Annotated in this window: 19 protein-coding genes and 1 tRNA gene; 6 read left to right on the top strand and 14 right to left on the bottom strand. The window is 56.7% G+C overall.

What is annotated here, in order from left to right:
• From AACY11_RS20230 to AACY11_RS20205, 6 genes are all read right to left on the bottom strand, one after another.
• Window positions 1-571: virion morphogenesis protein (locus tag AACY11_RS20230; RefSeq protein WP_339495593.1), on the bottom strand; the 571-nt coding region annotated here is incomplete at its 3' end.
• Window positions 561-1,010, bottom strand: a complete 450-nt coding sequence (locus AACY11_RS20225; protein ID WP_339495592.1) for a phage tail protein — start codon at window positions 1,008-1,010, stop codon at window positions 561-563. The genes AACY11_RS20230 and AACY11_RS20225, both read right to left, overlap by 11 nt.
• Window positions 1,007-1,468, bottom strand: coding sequence for a head completion/stabilization protein (locus AACY11_RS20220; protein WP_339495591.1), 462 nt, complete (start codon window positions 1,466-1,468; stop codon window positions 1,007-1,009). The genes AACY11_RS20225 and AACY11_RS20220 overlap by 4 nt, the downstream gene beginning before the upstream one ends.
• Window positions 1,469-1,566: 98 nt before the next feature.
• Window positions 1,567-2,271, bottom strand: coding sequence for a phage terminase small subunit (gpM, locus tag AACY11_RS20215; RefSeq protein WP_339495590.1), 705 nt, complete (start codon window positions 2,269-2,271; stop codon window positions 1,567-1,569).
• Window positions 2,268-3,290 carry a phage major capsid protein, P2 family gene (locus AACY11_RS20210; RefSeq protein ID WP_339433281.1) on the bottom strand — a complete coding sequence of 341 codons (1,023 nt, stop codon included), beginning with the start codon at window positions 3,288-3,290 and terminating at the stop codon, window positions 2,268-2,270. The genes gpM and AACY11_RS20210 overlap by 4 nt, the downstream gene beginning before the upstream one ends.
• Entirely contained in the window at window positions 3,291-4,217 is a 927-nt protein-coding gene (locus AACY11_RS20205) for a GPO family capsid scaffolding protein (RefSeq protein WP_339433282.1), read from the bottom strand.
• Window positions 4,218-4,380: 163 nt separating this feature from the next.
• Between AACY11_RS20205 and AACY11_RS20200 the strand changes: the two genes are divergently transcribed.
• Genes AACY11_RS20200 through AACY11_RS20190 form a run of 3 tightly spaced genes read left to right on the top strand, consistent with a single transcriptional unit; the run spans window position 4,381 to window position 7,526 of the window.
• Window positions 4,381-6,438 carry a terminase large subunit domain-containing protein gene (locus tag AACY11_RS20200; protein ID WP_339433283.1) on the top strand — a complete coding sequence of 686 codons (2,058 nt, stop codon included), beginning with the start codon at window positions 4,381-4,383 and terminating at the stop codon, window positions 6,436-6,438.
• Complete coding sequence (locus AACY11_RS20195) at window positions 6,350-7,216, top strand: phage portal protein (RefSeq protein WP_339495596.1); 867 nt, start codon at window positions 6,350-6,352, stop codon at window positions 7,214-7,216. The genes AACY11_RS20200 and AACY11_RS20195 overlap by 89 nt, the downstream gene beginning before the upstream one ends.
• Before the next feature lie 52 nt (window positions 7,217-7,268).
• Entirely contained in the window at window positions 7,269-7,526 is a 258-nt protein-coding gene (locus tag AACY11_RS20190) for an ogr/Delta-like zinc finger family protein (RefSeq protein ID WP_339495589.1), read from the top strand.
• Here AACY11_RS20190 and AACY11_RS20185 read toward each other — a convergent pair.
• The 7 genes from AACY11_RS20185 to AACY11_RS20155 form a co-directional block, all read right to left on the bottom strand.
• Window positions 7,502-7,714: a hypothetical protein gene (locus tag AACY11_RS20185; protein ID WP_339495588.1), complete on the bottom strand. Its 213-nt coding sequence runs from the start codon at window positions 7,712-7,714 to the stop codon at window positions 7,502-7,504. The two genes, AACY11_RS20190 and AACY11_RS20185, sit on opposite strands and share 25 nt — an antisense overlap.
• A gap of 508 nt (window positions 7,715-8,222) precedes the next feature.
• Entirely contained in the window at window positions 8,223-8,465 is a 243-nt protein-coding gene (locus AACY11_RS20180; RefSeq protein ID WP_339495587.1) for a hypothetical protein, read from the bottom strand.
• Complete coding sequence (locus AACY11_RS20175) at window positions 8,459-8,743, bottom strand: hypothetical protein (RefSeq protein WP_277759551.1); 285 nt, start codon at window positions 8,741-8,743, stop codon at window positions 8,459-8,461. Before AACY11_RS20175 ends, AACY11_RS20180 begins: the two co-directional genes overlap by 7 nt.
• Window positions 8,744-8,804: 61 nt before the next feature.
• On the bottom strand, window positions 8,805-9,056 hold the full coding sequence (locus AACY11_RS20170) for a hypothetical protein (RefSeq protein ID WP_141129362.1): 252 nt from the start codon (window positions 9,054-9,056) through the stop codon (window positions 8,805-8,807).
• Window positions 9,057-9,069: 13 nt separating this feature from the next.
• Complete coding sequence (locus tag AACY11_RS20165; protein WP_339433287.1) at window positions 9,070-9,363, bottom strand: hypothetical protein; 294 nt, start codon at window positions 9,361-9,363, stop codon at window positions 9,070-9,072.
• Window positions 9,364-9,850: 487 nt separating this feature from the next.
• Window positions 9,851-12,544 carry a toprim domain-containing protein gene (locus AACY11_RS20160; protein WP_339495595.1) on the bottom strand — a complete coding sequence of 898 codons (2,694 nt, stop codon included), beginning with the start codon at window positions 12,542-12,544 and terminating at the stop codon, window positions 9,851-9,853.
• A 9-nt stretch (window positions 12,545-12,553) separates the two neighbouring features.
• Window positions 12,554-12,781, bottom strand: coding sequence for a hypothetical protein (locus tag AACY11_RS20155; protein WP_141129360.1), 228 nt, complete (start codon window positions 12,779-12,781; stop codon window positions 12,554-12,556).
• Between the two features lie 85 nt (window positions 12,782-12,866).
• Between AACY11_RS20155 and AACY11_RS20150 the strand changes: the two genes are divergently transcribed.
• From AACY11_RS20150 to AACY11_RS20140, 3 genes are read left to right on the top strand one after another with little or no spacing between them, the layout of a single operon-like run.
• Window positions 12,867-13,115, top strand: a complete 249-nt coding sequence (locus AACY11_RS20150) for a helix-turn-helix domain-containing protein (protein WP_141129359.1) — start codon at window positions 12,867-12,869, stop codon at window positions 13,113-13,115.
• Window positions 13,112-13,351 carry a helix-turn-helix domain-containing protein gene (locus tag AACY11_RS20145; RefSeq protein ID WP_141129358.1) on the top strand — a complete coding sequence of 80 codons (240 nt, stop codon included), beginning with the start codon at window positions 13,112-13,114 and terminating at the stop codon, window positions 13,349-13,351. Before AACY11_RS20150 ends, AACY11_RS20145 begins: the two co-directional genes overlap by 4 nt.
• Before the next feature lie 4 nt (window positions 13,352-13,355).
• The gene (locus tag AACY11_RS20140; RefSeq protein ID WP_339495586.1) at window positions 13,356-14,420 is read left to right on the top strand and encodes a phage integrase; all 1,065 of its coding nucleotides are present in this window, start codon (window positions 13,356-13,358) and stop codon (window positions 14,418-14,420) included.
• A 120-nt stretch (window positions 14,421-14,540) separates the two neighbouring features.
• On the opposite strand, the gene AACY11_RS20135 is transcribed toward AACY11_RS20140, so the two are convergent.
• Window positions 14,541-14,617: transfer RNA gene (locus AACY11_RS20135), tRNA-Ile, on the bottom strand.
• Between the last annotated feature and the right edge of the window lie 7 nt (window positions 14,618-14,624).

The following is a 14,624-nucleotide window of genomic DNA, read 5'->3' as shown; positions in this document are numbered from 1 at the left end:
TTTGCGCGCCGGAGGTCTCGGTTTTCTCGCCATTCAAAATGCGGATCAGCAGACCGGCCTTGGCGTAGTTCACATGCTGTTGAATCCACGCCACGGACGGCCGCGCCGGCTTCTTTTTGCCCTTCTGCCGAACGCTGAATCCCAGACGGCGCAGGCGTTTCGCCTGTTTTTCCGTGCAGGCGATACCCGGCGCAACGGCGTTCCAGCGCTTCATTTGGGCAGCAGTACGCCGCTCAGTGACGCCGTTGTGTTGCTGCGTGGCGACCCAGCGAGTCAGGGCGTTTTTCCAGCCCAGTTCGGCCTCATCGGCACTGACCCGCGTGACTTGCAGCAGCTTGGCCAGACCGGCTTCCATCTTTTTCTTGCCCTTGGCCGATCCCTTGCGTTCGGCGAACGGCGAGCCGTCGACGTTCTGCTGAGCGCGTTGACGCTTGCGACTCATCGATCGCACGCGCTTGGTCACGTTGTTCAGCAGACGCCGGCGCAGCTTGGGCGGCAGCTCCAGTAGCGCCAATTGAGCGTCGACGTTGAGTAAGCCCCTGACATCGAGGTCGCACGGATTAGCGCTCACCGCTGGCCACCTCGCCGCGCTCGGCAACCCAGAGGTCAAACGGGAGGAACGCCCAGCGTTTGCCGAAGGCCTCGATCTCACCGCCCGGCTCTTCAGCCATATATTGCGGCTCGACGAATTCCAGGGTGATTTCCACGTCGAACAGGTCGTTGTCCAACGGCTCAACCGCGAACTCCGGCGCCGGTAATTCGTGTCGGTCGCGGTCGGAGTCGTGGTTTTCCAGCCAGCTCCCAACCAGAGCCATCAGGCGCGCAGGATGGTCAGCGAATCGCTCCAGGATGATCGCGGCGCGATAGTGCATATCGGCAAAGTGCATGCCGGCGACGTCGGGTTTCCAGATCAGCGAGAGCTTCACCTGCTCGGTGAAACTGTCGAGCTGTTCAGGCTGGACTAGGCGGCGTTCGCGCAGGTACGCGGTTAGACCTTGCAGCTTGATCACAGCAACACCGCCGTGATGCGGCCACGGCCTTGCAGCACCCGGACGGCCTGCTGGCTGAACTCCAAAAAGGTTTCGCCGCGCTCGGGCAATTCCTTGCCGATGTTTTCAGCGCTTTCGCGACGGTTCACGGTCGCGAACTGGGTGAGCAAGCTGGCCTTGGCGCGGCAATACACGGCGCGCTTGTACGTCGCTGCGTGAAATGTGCGCTCAGGTAGCACTTTGGTGTCCGCAGATTCCACTGTGGTGACGCCGACGTTCTGCCACTGGCTTTTACGCTTGGCCAGGTCGCGGTTGACCTCAATCATCGCGGTGTTCAAATCAGTGACCAGCATCTCGACCAGGTACTCCGCCGGCAGGCGGTAACCCTTTTGGAACTCGGACACGGAGAGGTTCGGCCAGAAGCCGTCGTTCTCAATCGCCTGTTCCACAAAGGTGGTGGGGTTCCCGGAAAAGCTCATTGCTAGCCACTCAAATAGGGGCGGGAAAACTGTTTCAGTGGGTCAGGGCCATAAATGGTTGGCTCACATCCACAGTTTCTCGCCGGGGGGGTAGTCGGTTATTCGGCGGCTTTGGTGGCCAGTTCTTTTGCCAGCGCTTTACGAGCGCCTTCCAGGCGTGTGCCCACGCCGGCGGCGGGGTGCAACTCAGTGGCACGTTCAAAGTGGGTGATGGCTTTCGCCCATTCCTTGGCGTCGAGCGCACGGATGCCGATCAACTTGTGGTACTTGGCCGGGATCTGTTCGGTCAGATCCCATTCACAATCCACGAAGGGCAGCATGTTGCTCAGGTACGGCTCGGGGTTGCGACCGCACTTCTGCTCGTTTTCGGCCCACTCAATCACCGCATCGCCAACGAAGGTTGGGATGTCACGCTTAAAACGCTCAGGCATGGGTTGCCCTTGCCCGATGGCGAACATTGCGACTTCAAGGCCCAATTCGAACTGCTCGGTGTCGAACAGCCAGACCATGACTTGCACCAGCACCGAGTTCGGGTGGTTCAGCCCGGAATCGCGGTAGCGCTCGACGTAATCCATGTATTTGGGTAGCAGTTCGTCGCGTTTGAGCTGCTGGCGGCTGGCGAGGTTGTTCATCTCGCTGAGACGTTCCAGATCGATCGCCAGCGCGCCTTCCATCAGCTTGAGGTGCTTTTGCGCATTGGCTGGACTGGCCAGGGCAGTGCTGGAGCTGTAAGGCTCGACCGTTGCCACTGCCGCCGGGCCTAGCGCGAGAACACGCCGTTTGTGGGCCAGGGCAATGCTCACGGCAGCAGCTCTAGGTTGCCGGCTTCGATGGCCGCGAATTTTTCCAGTTGCTCGATCACGTAGCCCTCGTTGCGGCCGTTGTAATCTTCGACACGGGAGCGTTTCGGGTTCTCGATCAGGTGACGGCGCCAACTGCTGTCCTGGAAGTACAGCGAGAGGTTGTCCCAACTGGTGACCACTAGGCCCGTGGCTGGAAAGTGAGGGATCAGGAAGGACGGCAAGCCGCCATAGGTGGCGATCACCTGGGCACCTTCAATCCGTTCCTTCTCGGTCGGGGTGTCACCTTGCTTGGCGTACAGCTTGCCCTTGTCGTTGGCCAACAGGTCGCTGCCGATGATGGCGATCAGATCGCCGGCATCACGGAACACCGGATCAATCATCTGTTTGACGTCATGCACCAGGGCGTCAAGGTTGGCGTAGTCGCCGCCCGCGCCGAGGGTGATTTTGCCGGCGGCTTTGCCTTCCTTGAGTACCTGGGCAGGGATCTGTTCGCGGGCGATTTGCAGCCAACCCTTGTTCACATCTTCAAGCATTGGGTGCGCGACGATGTCGGTCTGCGGAGCCGCGTGGGTGCCGTGCCAGCCAATCATGATTCGATCAAGGGCGATCTGGCGTTGCACGGCCGCGCTGTAGCGATCGGCAAAGTCGGGGAACTTGGCCCAACTGTCGATCTTGGCGAAAGACAGCCCTACATCGGACTCGGTGTGAAACAGCTCATAGTCCAGGCCCGACAGATCGCTGAAATCCTTGGCTTCACGGTCGGTCGTTTTGGTGTTGGTGCGGCTGGACACTGGCCCAGTCACGCCGATCATCACCTTTTGACCCTTGATTTCGCTGACCGGTACCACGTTGATGCGACTCAGAAAGTCGGATTTCTCGGTGATTTTGTCGTTCAGTTCCTGGGCAATTGCGGGTTCAACGGCGAACTGGCGAGACGCGTCCTGGACGTTGTAGGTCTCGGCCAGATCGTCCTGCATCAGAGCGAACTGCTCTTGGGCGTTGCTGCTCAGCGTGGCCATTTACACGACTCTCCGCTTTTGGCTGTGAGTCGCGCCGGTGGAGCGCGGCACTTGGCGACCCTTCGGGGTGTTGAGCAGCGTGTTGAATTTTTTGTCCAGGTTGGCAATCGCAGTGGCCAACGCGGTGGTGGTCGAAGCGCCTTTACGGCGGCGGGAGAATTCGCGCTCTTCTTCGGCGGTGTCGAGAATGTCCTGAACGGAGGTTTCGACGCTATCGATCGGTTCCTGCTCAACCACTACGTCAGCGGTCACAGGCTCGATCAGGGTTTGAATGCCGGCAGAGACGAGCAGCAACTGTTCGACCAGTGCCGCCAGCGCTTTGGCTGTAGCTTCATCCATTGGGGGTTTGCTCTCTGTTTGGGGTTGCGAAGGTGCTGCGGGGGATTCTTCAAGGCCTAAGCGCTTGAACAGGCTGGTGAACAGTGCAGTCAACTTGCCCAGCTCGCCTTTGGGCTCAGCCTCTATCAGGGGGCCAAGCTCGACCGGGGCGGCGAAGTACGCGGCCTTACTGGTCTTATGGGAAAAGTAGAGTTCCTGAGTGCCCAGGCTGGCCGGGGAGTCAGTGACGGCCAGGCCGGTCAGGTAGGCTTTGCCGGTGTTCGCGAAGTTCGGGGTAATCTCGATGCTGGTAAACAGCTTTTCGCCCTGGTCGTTCAGCGACAGCAACTTGTCATTGGGCTTGAGTTGCGCCTCCAGGGCGATTTGCCCCGGCTCCAGATCTTCACCCTCTTCAACCAGGCGCACGGCGTAAACGGTGCCGTGGGAGCCCATCCAGCGTTCGTGTTCGCTCCAGATAACGGCCGTGTACTTCGACGGTTTGTAGGTCTCGGCGGCGTCACGCAGTTCCTGGGGAAGGATCTCGCGACCATCGGCGGTGGTGCCGCTGGTGGCGACACGTTTCCATAACGAAACAAGGGAACGGGGCATGGGCGTTAACTGCGCTCAGTCGGTGGTTTGAGCCGCCACGATAGGGAGCGAGCAGCGCCCAAACAAACGCTTTGCTTTTGCGTTCCTCCTATTTTCACGATCTAGGAGGATGGCGGAATTTAACCCCGCGTTTTACGTGTTTTCGCCGCATAGACTGCGGCCCATGCTCTATTCAATCGAAGTCAAAGAAGCCGCTAAACGCCTCTATCTGCGCCGCTGCAAGCCGCGAGAGATTCAGGCACAACTCAAGCTGCCGAACATCCGCATCGTTTATTACTGGATCGCTAAGGGCGGCTGGGACGAGATGCTGTCGGACGAGGAACCGCTGACGGCGGTGGGTCGGCGAATCACCCTTATCCTGGAGAAAGCGGCCACCCTGACCAAAGGCGAACTGGACGAACTGGACAGGCTCACGACCGTTCGCGATCGGCTATTGAAGCAGTCCGCCAAACCGTTGCCGGCAACGATCACTGATGCGCCATCGGACAACCCGGGAGAACGGCAGGGACAGCGCGGTGAACGCCGCGAGCGAGGCGACAAGGGCGGCAAGAAGCGCGAGAAGAAAGTAAAAAACGACGTCAGCGGGCTGACTGAGGTGGACTTCCTCGACAAGTTCATCAGCAAGATGTACGGCTACCAAAAGGAGCTGTTCGCGGCCAAACAGAATCCGTTGACTTGCCGAATTCGGAACATCCTCAAGAGCCGCCAGGTGGGCCTGACCTACTACTTCGCCGGCGAAGCGTTTATGGACGCGGTGCTAACAGGCGACAACCAGATTTTCCTGTCGGCCAGCCGTGCCCAGTCTGAGATTTTCCGCAGTTACATCATCGCGTTCGCACAAGAGTGGTTCGGCCTGGAGCTGACCGGCAACCCGATTGTGCTGAGCAAAGACGGCAAACCATGGGCCGAACTGCGTTTTCTCAGCACCAACAGCAGCACCGCCCAGGGTCACCATGGCCACGTCTACGTTGACGAATATTTCTGGATTCGCGATTTCGAAAAACTGAATACCGTCGCCAGTGCCATGGCCACCCACAAGAAGTGGCGCAAGACCTACTTTTCAACGCCCAGTGCTGTATCGCACCAGGCTTACCCGTTCTGGACGGGTGAGAAATTCCGCAACAGCAAACGCAAAAACGCCAAGAACCCGTGGCCTAGCGAGACACAGGCGGCGATGGGCTCGCTGTGCCCAGACGGGCAATGGCGCAAGGTCATCACCATCCTGGACGCCATTGCTGGCGGTTGCGATCTATTCGACCTTGAGCAGTTGCAACTGGAGTACGACGAGGACAAGTTTGAGCAACTGTTCATGTGCAAATTCATCGACAGCACCATGAGCGCGTTCTCCCTATCCGACTTGGAGCGCTGCTACTCCGACTTGTCGCTTTGGGCCGACTACGACCCCGACGATCCGCGCCCCTTCGGCAACAGCCCTGTGTGGATCGGCTACGACCCCAGCCGTACCCGGGACGATGCCAGTTGCGTGGTCGTTGCACCGCCACTGGAGCCTGGCGCCAAGTTCAGGATTCTGGAAAAGCACAGTTGGCGGGGGCAGTCGTTCAAGTACCAGGCGGAGCAGGTCAAGAAACTCACCGAGCGGTTCAACGTGCAACACATCGGCATCGATACCACCGGCATCGGCTACGGCGTGTTTGACCTAGTGCGCGATTTCTACCCGCGTGCGACCTCGATTCACTACAGCCTCGAAACGAAAAACACCCTGGTACTCAAAGCCCAAGACACTATTCAGGGCAGTCGGATCGAATGGGATGCCGGCTGGAACGACATCGCTCAGGCCTTCCTGACGATCAAGCGCGGCACCACAGGCGGTGGCCAAGTCACCTACAGCGCATCGCGTACCGACGCCTCGGGTCACGCCGATATCGCTTGGGCGATCATGCATGCCCTGGCCCACGAACCCCTCAATACCAACAAGCAGCGGCGTAGCCGCTACTCAATGACTGGATCAGCAAACAATGGCGCGAAAAAAACGACAGCAAACACCGGCAGCCGCAGCCCCCGGGCGAGCACGGATGTTTTCATTCGGCGCACCCGAACAGGTACTGAGCGAAAACATCGGGCAGTACCTGGGCGTGTTCGCCACGCACGACGGCCGGATCTACACGCCGCCGGTGTCGCGCCAGGGGCTGGCCAAACTGCTGCGCGCCAACGCACACCACGGCGCCATTCCCGGGTTCAAGCGCAACCTGTTGCTGCGTGAGTTCATCCCGTCGGAGGGCTGTTCGATCACGACCATGGGCCGTGCTGGGCTCGACTTTATGGTGTTCGGCGAGGCGTATTTCCTGCGTAACCGCAACGCCTTCGGGCAGGTGCTTGAGATGGAGCACCTGCCGACGATCAACATGCGGGTCAAGGTGGACGGTGGTTTTGTGATGCTGCTACCGGACGGCAAAGAAGTGGAGTTCGACCAGGACGAAATCGAACACGTCATGAATTACGACGTGGAACAGAACATCTACGGCGTGCCTGATTACCTGGGCGGCATGCAAGCGCTGCTGCTTAACGAGGCCGCGACCCTGTTCCGCCGGCGCTACTACAGCAACGGCGCCCACGCGGGCTACATCTTCTACACCAACGACCCGAACCTGAGCGAAGACGACGAGGACGAGCTGAGGGCGCAGATCACCGCGAGCAAGGGTGTGGGTAACTTCCGCTCGATGTTCGTCAACATCCCGGGCGGCGATAAGGAGGCGATCCAGATCATTCCCGTGGGGGATTTCCAGGCGAAAGACGAGCTGGAGAAGGTGAAGAACATTACCCGTAACGACGTGATTGCCGCGTGGCGGATGAACCCCGCGCTGGCCGGGATCATCCCGGAGAACAGCGGAGGGTTCGGCGACATTGAAAAGATTGATCGGGTTTACACCAACAACGAGATTCGACCGATCTGTCAGTTGTTCGACCAGTTGAATGATTCACTGCGGCCTGATCGGCGTATCGGATGGCGTGAACCTGTTGAGTCAGGCGCAGCGGTTTGAGGCTGCTTCACGTAGAATAGTGTATGTACATACACCATTGGGAAGGGGCGCAATGCGGATCACTTGTAGAGACTGTGGGGGTAAGGCTCGGATTGGCTCGCGGGAAAACATGAATGTGGAATATGCAAAGCTGTACTGCCAGTGCCTCAACCCACGTTGCGGGCATACATTCGTGATGAGCCTTACCTATTCACACCCTTTGCGTCCTTCTGCTCAGTCGGTCGACCAGTTGATTTTCGACCGACTACGGGAAATGCCGATTGCTCAGCAACGTCAGTTATTTGATCAGCTTAGTTCATTGCCTACCTGATTAAACAACTCTCCTAGTTCTTTAGAACATTCCAGTAATCGACCATGACTCCAAGTCATGGTCGCTACAACACCGCCGCTTTCCTCTTCGCTCAGTGGTCTAGCCCCGACTGATACGCTCAATGACATTAATACTTTTGCGACCTCTTCGATGATGTCTCTTGTGTGAATAATAGTTCGCTCGTCCATTTCTATGGCTCCATGCTGGGCGGGTCAGATGCCGGGCACTTTACGTATTTAAAAATTAGATTGTCAAATAATATTTTAAACGGATTCAACGCTCTCTTAGTTCCCTATAAACCCAAGCTACACCGTAGGTTTTCATCTGTGAAGCCCCAGTTTTCTGGTGCTTTGGTGAAGTTGTGCTTTGTGGAAATTTCATTAATGACTGCATGAATTTATACTTTCATGCGTACGTAAGTATCTACGTACATAAGCATTGCACTGTTCATTTTTAGGTGCTTTTTAGTTGTTGAGGTCTCGCGAAGATTTTGTATAGCTAAACTATTGCTCAGTTCTTTTGATGTTTGGCTTTTTGTGCTGTTGATCTTTGTTGGGTTTGTCTGCATGAAATTATGGTTTCATGTATGTCAAGGAATAATAGTGCGCAGAGCTTTCTTTGATTACAGGCACAAAAAAGGGCGCCGAAGCGCCCAGGTGAATCACAGTATCAATGAAATTTTAGCCGCTAAAACTATTACGGCTTATTGCGGGGCGTCGTCAGCGTGACTACGCCATAACGCCGATGTCCGTGTGGATCTTCAAACGCGGCGACCACCAGGCCCGCCGGCAACGGAATGTGCGCCAAACCATTCCCGGTGTTGTGGTGGAGTAGGGCGGTGGCCTCAACCAAGTGAAAGTCGGCGGGCAACTCCATCTGTTTGCGGGCGTCGTCGTACTGCGCTTCACTGACTGCTACAAACTGACCGTCGATCAGCATGGGCTAACTCCTTTCTGTTTTACTGCTATTGGTTTGGCGAGCAGTCGAGCGACCACGTCAGCATCGCGATCGGACAGATCGCCCAAGGTTTGAGCCATTTCGGCCAGGCTTTCGAGACGCTGCCGGGCGTCCGGGGTTTTGTGAACCAGGTAGCCGATCAAGGCGGCTCCAATCATCGCCGTCGCCAACAGAGGGCGAGGGGGCATGAACGTGCTGCTGCGTTGGCCGGGCGGTGTGATAGCCTTGCTACCGCTGCTGCTTGGGTGCTGTGCTTGCATGGTGTTGCTCCTCTTGTGGTGGTTGGTGTCGGGGAGCTGCAACTCCTCGACACCGTCTCTCTCACGCTTGCCGCAGTTGGCTTGCCGTAAATACCGGGCGCTGTTCACAGCGCACTTCAAACAATCCCAGGTCATGCCCATCCACATCGCGCATATGCACGACCGTGACGAACGTCGGCGTGTCCTCCGGGTGATCCCTCCAATGTGCAGCCGCTGCCAGCTCGGCCAGATCTTCCGGTGAGCGCTGGTCGACGTAGCTGCTCGGTAACGGCAGCTCGCCGGGCAGGGTGTTGGCTACGAAGCGAATAATCATTGCTGCCCCCTCCTTACGCTTGGCGCACCAGGTGAACCACAAAGTCAGATGGGATTCCGGAGTGAATGCCCTGGGCTTGCAGATTCATCGCGGCTTTGATCTGGAACTGGGTGCAGTCGTCGGCCAGGAATTGCTTGGCACCGGCCATTGCTTTCTCTGCGATCAGGTTCACGAAGTACGGGGTAGTCCATTGCTGGCCGACGAGGATTGGCGCCTCGATCCCCTGCTTTTGTAGTTCGGCTTGAATGGCGCGTAGCCGGGTGGTTTTGCCTGTGGCTTGGCCGCCGGTGATGACTTGTACTTGCATGGTGTTGCTCCTTTTTTATGAGCCTGGGTCTCTTGATCCAGGAGGGTGAGTCGAGTCCGCCAGTAAAAAACGCGCGCAAGACCGCTCGGAGTCCGGAACATCCGGAACATTTAAAAAGTGATTGGCTGTAACCCTTGATTTACGGGGCCTGTAGCTGAGCGAAAATGTTCCGGTACTACCGGAACATTCCGGAACACGTTTTTTTGCGAATCGGCTGTAAGCCTTGTGTTGTAAGGGCTACAGCCGTGTTCCGGTAAAAACGCTGACCGGAACATTGCCGGAACATGCCGGAACACAATCCGTTCCGGTGTGTTCCGGAATGTTCCAGTGCGACCGGAACATTTTTTTGTCAGTAAGTAACTGTATTTATTGATGTTTATATCTATTGAATAGAAATGTTCCGGATGTTCCGGACAAACAAGGGGACTTCGCACAAAAGCCAAGCTCTTACCCATGCACACCCGATACACCTGCTGACCCATACGTTTCATGAGGCCTCCCCCCGCTTGCTGAAGAACCAAAGCCACAGAGAACGTTTCTCCAGTCGTGACCGTGCTTTACGCGTCTCAATGAATTTGTGGGTGGTGCTGGTGGCCAATGCGCGGCGCAACTGGGTGTCAGGAATGACGTCTTGGCCAGCCTTTCTACAGGCCTGCTGGAAATGCTCGATGTTGATGCCGATGAGTTCTTTGTCGATGCTGTGGTTGAGCGTTTCGCGGGTCTCTTCGCGTTCGCCTTCGGCATCGATGATGGTCACCACGTCTTCATTCAAGTAGTGATAGATCTGCCAGAACTTGGCGGCGGTCGGGTTCTCCGATCGGCAGCGCTGTTGGCGATCGATGGCGCGGGCCTCCAGATGTTTAGCCAGGCTTTCTGTGTCTCTGTCCGTCCAGGTGGGAAACAGCGCCTGGGTTGCGTAGGCCGCTGCAAGGACTTGCGCAAAGCTCTGGACGATCCGCGCTTCCGTCAGGGCGTTGATGGACTGAAGACGTTTCTCATAGCGCGGAAATGCCTCGAAGTAGCGCTCCAACCATTGTTTTTCGAAAGCCAGTACACGGCGCAGGAAGCCGCCCAGCTCCTTGGCTTTCATGATCTTCAACCGATCGGCCATCGGCTTCAGGGCCAGCGAGTGGTGATCCTTGGTGCAGTGCATATGCACGATGCGCGAAAGAATGGCCTCGGAGCCGTCCACTGTTTCGTTCTGTGAGATGGCCAAGGCACCGCGCCAGATGCTGGTGCGCGTCTCGTTACCGGTGGTCTTCGCGCCGGTTACACGTACAGGGGCGTGATAGTCATACAGCGTCTTCATTTCATCCCAGGCGAATTGCACCGTCACTGATCGGCCCTGGGCATCGGTGTAAGTCCGATCGGATTCGATCAGGACAACCGGTAAGTTGCTGACTTCGGAAAGGGCGCGTGAAAGGCCCACGGCGCTGGCACCGGTGCCACTGGGTTTAATGCCTTCCATGTTGTCGCGACCGATCAAGCGCCACAGGAATCGTAGTAGGGTGGACTTGCCCGCGCCTGGTTCGCCGGTCAGCTCGAGGAAAGGGAACGACGCCTGCTGAACGCCAATCTGTTGAACGAACAGTGACGCTGTCCACCACGACAGTGCGGCTAGGCCATTCAGGCTATGAACCGCTAAGAAGTCGGGGAACCATTCCGGATCGAAGTCGGTACCGCGTTCGAACTTTGTGTTCACCAAAGCGGTTTTTACACCGGCACCCTTGACCTCGATGAAACCGTGGCTGTTCACCTGCAACTCTCTGCCGCCATGAAACCCGAACTTTGGATAGCAGTAGGTGCCTGAGTCTTCGTCGTAGCCAATGAACGGGAGGCTGCGAACAGTGCGCACCGGGCGCCGCTCATCGTTCAGCCATTTGGCTTTGAGCATGGCCAGCTCACGGGCGCCGCCCTCAAAGTTTCCGCCTGGCGTGAAGTCGAGCATTGCCCGGACGAATCCACGCGGCTCTGCAATGGCGCTCGATGGTAGTGGCGCCTGAACGCTGCGACTGCGGTCGGGAAAACGGAAGTCGAAGTAGTAGCGTTGCTCGCCGGTGATGATGTCTTTTTCGAGGTAATCCAGGCTGGGGATGCAGTTGGATATTTGCGCTATCTTCACATTGCGGGAAAAGATCTCGCGGTTGCCGTCCACCTTGTCTTCGCCCAGATCCTTGCTCAGGTCTGCTTGGTTGACCCGGGCCGAATACAGTTGGTTACGAAACTCCAGCAGATAGAAGCCGGCTGGCCGGCGCAGGTACAGCAAGTAGGCGAGTTTGTTTGTGCTTTCAGCGGTGAACAGCCGGCCGCGATAACAAGCGTCGTCCAGAAATTTGTCGTCCAGTTCACCATCCCGGTACACATCATCCCAATCGCGTTCGCCGGCGAGAGCAACCCAGGCTATTTCTGTCATGCCGCGCAGCATCTTCAGATACTTGGGAATGTATTTGTGACCGGCTTTGTCGTCATCAAGGCCGATGACCCATGTCACCAGCTTGCCTTTGTTCGCTTCCACAATCGCCCAAGGGAAGTTCACGCAACTGATCGATGCGATCGCCTTTTTGCCGGCCAGGTGTAGAGCGATCGCGTGGAAGATCCCTTCCACTATGTAGACCCGATCGCTCTTTTCAATGGTTTGCCCTGGTGGCGTCCAGCCGCTGTTCTGGTAAGACATTTCGAACTTGATGCCAGCTTTGTCGCCTTTGTTTGCGGCAACCATGCTCTCGTCGATGATCCTTTCCCAGTAACCGTTGCACAGCGGAAAGCGGACGGTATCGGCCCAGACGCCTGACTTCATCTTGCGTTTAGCTTGGGCGTACCAGCCGGCGAGTTTGGCTACATCAAAACCGCGGTTGCGCTTTAGATAGGCGTCTGCCGTGGCGTTGGGATTGGCTTCTGTAGCCGGGAAACGCTCGCTCAAGTTTTCGAACAGGTAGCTGTAACGCTCCCGTGTGTTCTGTTCGAACTGGCACTCGTTATCGCGGTTGCACTTCAACCGATAGGGCTTTTCGCGACTGATGAACAGCTTCTGCTGGCCGCAGTTAGGACAGGTTCCTTTCTGTAGGTACTTATCACTGATGTCCTTGAAGTCCAGCTCTCTATCGTTTTCCAACGCCTTGACGACGTCAGTCTGATAGATCTCTTCGAATTGGTCGGAGGTGATGCGTGTTCTTGCGTTCATCACCGTGCCTTAGCGCTTGGAAGAGGTCGGTTTGGCAGACACGCGTTCGGCTTGTTCTGCTGCTTCCATGGCCAAAGCGACCATATTGATCAACAGTGCTTCTTTAGATCCCTCGGCCTTGGCGCGAATGAGGATTCGGCCGCGCTCGATGTCATTGCGGATCGCACGTTCGGACTGTCCCGACCGACGCGCAAGCTCCCGAACTGTCGTGTAAGGCGTGTCTATGGTGATCTGCATTTGATAAGCTCCTTCGTCATATGTGCAGTAAAAGTACACATATGAGGATATTAAGTACTCAAATGAGTAAGGTCAAGGGGCGCACATGGAACTCGGGCAAAAGCTCAAGGAAATTCGTTTAACCGAGCGGCTGACTCAGTCGGAAATCTGTGAAGTGACAGGGATCAAGCTTGGGACATGGAAGGGCTACGAATACGGGGCACGGAAGGAGGTGAGTTCAGGCGAGTTACTGAAAATCACCACCCATCCTCGGTTCATGAAATACGCGCTCTGGCTGGTGACGGATCAGACGGCACCTGACTGTGGCCAGATAAGCCCAGTGATCGGTCAGTGAACCTCGGTGAAAAGCTGCGCCTTATACGTACTCGGGAGCGGCTTACCCAGTCTGAGATGTGTGAGCTTTCAGGTATCGGGATCAACACCTGGAAAGGGTATGAGTACGGGAGAAGTAAGACAGTCGCGTCGTCGGAGCTTCTGAAAATTACTCAGCACCCTCAGTTCACCAAATACACGATGTGGCTGATGACCGGCCAAACCATCCCGGAGGCAGGGCAGATCAGCCCTGTGTAAACCCGTGCCGATAAAGAAACTACCGGATGGCCGCTACGAGGTTGATTGTCGCCCCGATGGCAGCTACGGCTATCGAACCCGCAGAATTTTCCCTACAAAAAACGAAGCGACCCATTACCACAGTAAGGTCATGGGGGAGGCTGCGTCGGGGCGGGTTGCCAAACCTGCCAAGCACGACGCCAGAAGCATGCTTGAGTTGGTTAATCGCTGGTATGTCGTCCATGGGCAAAACCTGAAGACCGGCAAACAGCGTCTCGCGCTGTTGATCAGCATGGTCAATCGAATGGGGAACCCGAAGGCGCACAAGTTCACATCTGCTCACTTTGCGCAGTACCGCGCCGAGCGCGCAGAAGGTAAGCACTCCAGGACGACACCAGGCGCTGGCTACTCAAAGGGCGATGCGGATCCGAAACCTGTCAGCGCGAATATGCTGAATCATGAGCTGACGTATCTGCGTGCTGTATTCAACGAGCTGGCCAGGCTTGGCGAGTGGGATGCCGACAACCCGTTAGACAAGGTGCGCAAACTCAAGTTTGACGAAACAGAGATGGCCTACCTACTGGCGGATCAAATTCACCTGTTGTTGAGTGACCTGGCTACACGGGACTCAGACGCCGGGTTAATCGCTGAAGTGTGTCTGGCCACCGGTGCCAGGTGGGGCGAAGCGGAAGCGCTTCAACCGCGCCAGGTGCGAAATCAGATGGTGCACTACAGCCGCACGAAATCCAGCAAGAACCGGTCTGTGCCAATCTCGAAACGGCTTGAGGAACGATTGAAAGCCGCGCTGCCGTTCAGACCTTGCGCCATCACCTTTCGGCGTAGTGTTGAGGCGATCGGATTAGAGCTACCCGATGGGCAGATGACGCACGTCCTGCGACACACCTTCGCATCCCATTACATGATGAACGGCGGGGATATCCTGACGCTTCAAAAGGTGCTTGGGCATGCGACGTTGGCCATGACTCAAAAGTACGCTCACTTCAGCCCTGGACACTTGGCCGAGGTCGTCAATCTGAATCCGTTGGCCAGCCTCTTGGAGACGAAATCGGAAGTCGTTGAGGTGGCGTAAACGTCCGTCCAAAACTGAAATTGGACGAATTTTGGACGGAACGCATTTTGTGCAATCCATCTGACCGACTTTTTCAGATGCCAGAAACGACGAAAGCCACGTAATACGTGGCTTTCAATGTGGTGGGCCCACACGGACTTGAACCGTGGACCAAAGGATTATGAGTCCTCTGCTCTAACCAACTGAGCTATAGGCCCTCAGTAG

The organism is Pseudomonas sp. RA_105y_Pfl2_P56 (assembly GCF_963970845.1).
Lineage (GTDB): Bacteria > Pseudomonadota > Gammaproteobacteria > Pseudomonadales > Pseudomonadaceae > Aquipseudomonas > Aquipseudomonas baetica_A.
The sequence above is the reverse complement of the archived record's forward strand: the minus strand, read 5'-3'. Positions and strand labels throughout refer to the sequence as shown.